We start from the raw sequence: 4,018 nt of genomic DNA, 5'->3' as shown, positions 1-4,018 counted from the left end.
GTAAAACTTGTAAGCTGTAGTTTATTTAGCTCATTAAAATTAATAATTTACTTTTTAATAGCCTAGTTACGCCAGCTTATTTGAATACTTAAACTTAAAAATACAAAAGTAGATACCGGGTTTGTTTATCGACCCATTTATTGAATGACATTATAGGAGAAACAGCATGGACAACATGTTTGTTTGGTTTAATAGCAACTTAGGCGGACCAATTGGCTCGATTATCGCAGCCATTTTGGTATTCGTCATTGGTTGGTTAATTGCTATGGCACTTGCCGGTGTGGTACGCAATTTGCTAGCCCGCGTTAATTTAAACCAACGTATGAATACTTCGACAGGTAAAGCCTACGACCTTGAAAATATAATTTCAAAAGTCGTTTTCTGGTTTGTATTCTTAATGGCCATTTCTGGTGCATTAAGTATGCTTAGCTTAAATGCTATCTCTGCTCCATTTGCCAATATGATTGATAGTGTCTTATCTTTCATTCCGACACTTATCGGTGCGGTTATTATTGGTGTGATTGGCTGGGTAGTAGCTACAGTAGCTCGCACTGCTATCAATGCCGCTTTGTCTAAGACAACACTTGATGAAAAATTAAGTGCTGAAGCCGGTGTACAACCTATGAGCAATACCATTGCTGATATGGTTTACTGGGTTATCCTGCTGTTTGTTTTAGTTATCGTATTGGGTCAACTACAGTTAGATGGTCTATTTGCTCCATTAACTAATATGTTGAACAAAGCGATTGGCTATATCCCTAACCTATTCATGGCTGGTGTTGTGTTCTTTGTGGGCTATATCGTGGCAAAAATTGTCCGCGGTATCGTAGCCAATATGGTAACTAGCCTAAACCTACAAGGTTTTGCTGAAAAAGCGGGTATTAGTAATAACCGTGAAAACAGCTTACCTAACATTGCAGGTTCTCTAGCCTTTTTATTGGTAATCATTCCAACCACAATTATCGCTCTAGATGCGCTAAATATTGAAGTGATCTCTCGTCCAGCTACTAACATGCTGAACAAGATTATGAGTGCGTTACCAAACATCTTTACTGCTGCAGCCATCTTAATCATCACTTACTACATCATGAAAATGGTGGCTAACGTGGTTAAAGGCTTACTTGAAAACACTACCATTAATGCCCTTCCTGCTAAGGTGGGTCTAGACAGTGCAATGGGTGAGACTCAAGTTTCAGATCTTGTTGGTTATGCCATCATCTTCTTTGCTATGTTGTTTGCCGGTATTTTATCTGCAGACTTACTAGGCTTTGAACAAATCAGTGGCATCATCACTATGTTCATCGCCTTTGGTGCTGACATTATCTTAGGCGCTATCATCCTGTTCATCGGTTTCTGGTTAGCCAACATCATCGCTGGTGTGGTTGAGCGTTCTGATAAAGGCTCACAATTTTTAGCCAACATCGTTCGTGTCCTTATTATGGGCCTTGTGCTTGCAATGGGTCTAAAAGCGATGGGTATTGCAGACTCTATCGTAAACCTAGCTTTTGGTCTTACTTTGGGTGCTGTGGCTGTTGCCTTTGCTCTATCGTTCGGTCTTGGTGGCCAAGAAGCCGCTGCTCGCTTCTTACGTAAGCTACAAGACAAAGCAGAAACTGAAGCTGAAAAAGCAAAAGTTGAGAAAGCGATTTCTAATACTGCAAAAGAGACAGGTAAAGAGCCTTCAATCACTACAGTTTCAGGTGATGAGCCTTCAATCCCTAACTCAGATGATCAATAATTTATTGGTTCTCTAGTAGTAAGTCATTATAGTTCCATTAAAGGCAGCCTTTCGAGGCTGCCTTTTTTCATGTCAAAATAATATTTATAATATTTTTTATGCACAATTCGTGCCGTTACTTAAACCCTTAATATGGTGGTTGCTATAACTTTCTTTTCTTGTCAAAATCATAGACATTATAAAAACTTTAAATATACAGGTTAAAAGGATATGAAGCGATTCAATGACAAGGTTATTGTTATTACCGGTGCAGACTCGAGCATAGGCCGAGTCACCGCGCTAAAAATAGCCCGAGAAGGCGGCAATGTTGTGTTAATAGGTAGCAATAGCAAAGTACTTGAATACATCGCTAGTGAGCTTCCTGAAGATCATACTTGGATCAATAGTGGCAACCATTTGGCAGTAACTGGTGATATCACCAACGAAGAGCACAGTGCAAGGCTGGTCTCACATATCGTAGAAAAATATAATAGAATTGATACCGTGATAAGTATTAATACTGAGATCAAATTTAGTCAGGCTCTACTCACAGAGCTCTCAAAAACAAAAGGCAGTATCGTCAATGTGTCTTTATTGTCCGATACCAGTACCAGTTGGTCGATAGAAGGTTATAAACAGACTCAAGCCGAGTTAGAGAAATATAATAAACAACTGGCTTACAAGCTAGGCCCCCAAGGAATAAGGGTCAACGGGGTACATGCTGGTCTAACAACCGAGGACAGTGATGATGTCGATAATGTGAAACTTTTTATTGATCAAAGCGCGCTTGGTAGATTGGTCGAAATGAGCGAGATTACTGAAGCCATCTTATTTCTCTCCAGTAATGATGCCTGTATGATTACTGGAGCGACACTGGCGGTTGATGGCGGTTTGTCTTTATCTAACTAGGCCATTTTATCCAATTAGCTCTTTTGTATTACCCCTTAAGTTTTCATTGTTTTCATTTGTTTGGACAAAAAAAGACCCCTCTATATTTAGAGGGGTCTTTTTTTAGGACTAAATCTATTAAAAGAGTCGTAGCATCCTAAGTTTATTTGTTGATATCTTTTAAGGGCTTTGACATTTTTTCTGGATACTTAGGCACTACGCCTTTATATTGCTCAACAATTTTCATCACATCTTTGTCATAGTCCCCCGTGGTATACACCGGGTTTAAAAATCGAATCTCTTTGGTTTTATAATCCATAGCCACTGGAATAATAGGCACCTGAGCACCATCAGCAATATAGTAAAATCCTGTTTTCCATTTATCTGTGTAGTCTCGAGTTCCCTCTGGCGCTAATCCCAAATACAGGGACTCACTCGACTTTAAGCGATCAATACTCGCTTGTAACACCGTACCTCTTTTACTGCGGTTAATAGGAATAATGCCGGCCCATTTAAAGAAGCGAGCCAATATAGGGTACTTAAACAAACTGTCTTTACCCATAATATTAATGTCTAAGTCTAAACCTAAGATCAAAGGTATCGCATATAACCCATCAAAATTTGAGGTGTGTGGCAATGCCAACAATACCGCTTTTGGCACATTAGGAATCTCACCGACCGCTTTCCAGCCCAAAAGCTTAAACAAACGCCGAGCAATAGGCGGTGAAATACTCCCTCCTCGTCTTGGCACCTTATCACCTAAGCTTTTATGGGTCAGCTGCTTTAACTTGGCTGCTGGGGTAGTTTTTGATATATCATTATTAGACATTAAGTTGTGTCCCTACATTTTAATTTTCGGTGGTGGTTCAAAAAGTAGGCTGACATTAGACATACCCATGATTGATGTAAAAGAAAGCTAAATCAAAGGCTTTAAAGTGATTTTCCAGTTTTTTAGAAAAGTGACAACTTCGCCTAAATGCTCGCCTTACTCGATGTCTGATAGTGCAATTATTACCTTCAATGCCGACTGTGAAAAACTTGCCAATGACTTGGGTAAAGCCCTTAAAACCGGTAACAAAGCTATCCTAGGTATCACTAGCGATTCTAGCACAACTGACGCCTAAGGCTTTCAGCTTAGCTTTAAGCTTTTTGACAGTGTTAAGGTCTCGTTTTCCCCACACATAGGCAACAATTTCACCTGTGTCACGGTGATAGGCATAAATTAGCCATTGTTTGTTGGTCTTTTTACCTACGAATGTCCAAAGCTCATCGACTTCAAGACAGTCGTATTGCCTTTACTTGGGGGTTATTTGGTAGTGACACTTTTTTAGGGTGGCTAGTACTTTGCCTTTGCTGATTCTCTCAACGCAAGCGATGTCTTTTATGCCACTGCCTCGAACCATAAGATGGCGT

General features: G+C 39.8%; 3 protein-coding genes and 1 pseudogene. 2 read left to right on the top strand and 2 right to left on the bottom strand.

Features of this window, described 5'->3' with window-relative positions; translation table 11 throughout:
- Positions 1 to 166: 166 nt before the first annotated feature.
- Both A1019T_RS12300 and A1019T_RS12295 read left to right on the top strand, forming a co-directional pair.
- Positions 167 to 1,738 (top strand): mechanosensitive ion channel, encoded by a 1,572-nt coding sequence (locus A1019T_RS12300; RefSeq protein ID WP_077451965.1) that lies wholly within the window; start codon positions 167 to 169, stop codon positions 1,736 to 1,738.
- Between the two features lie 210 nt (positions 1,739 to 1,948).
- On the top strand, positions 1,949 to 2,626 hold the full coding sequence (locus tag A1019T_RS12295; RefSeq protein ID WP_077451963.1) for an SDR family NAD(P)-dependent oxidoreductase: 678 nt from the start codon (positions 1,949 to 1,951) through the stop codon (positions 2,624 to 2,626).
- Positions 2,627 to 2,768: 142 nt separating this feature from the next.
- Here the strand turns inward: A1019T_RS12295 and A1019T_RS12290 are convergent, their stop codons facing one another.
- Complete coding sequence (locus A1019T_RS12290) at positions 2,769 to 3,434, bottom strand: lysophospholipid acyltransferase family protein (RefSeq protein ID WP_077451961.1); 666 nt, start codon at positions 3,432 to 3,434, stop codon at positions 2,769 to 2,771.
- A gap of 55 nt (positions 3,435 to 3,489) precedes the next feature.
- Positions 3,490 to 4,018 (bottom strand): annotated as a pseudogene (locus tag A1019T_RS12285) (IS1 family transposase); the annotation flags it as partial.

The sequence above is a fragment of the Psychrobacter piechaudii genome (genome assembly GCF_900162825.1).
Taxonomy (GTDB): Bacteria; Pseudomonadota; Gammaproteobacteria; order Pseudomonadales; family Moraxellaceae; genus Psychrobacter; species Psychrobacter piechaudii.
Note: the sequence above shows the minus strand (reverse complement) of the source record. Positions and strands in the feature narration are given on the sequence as shown.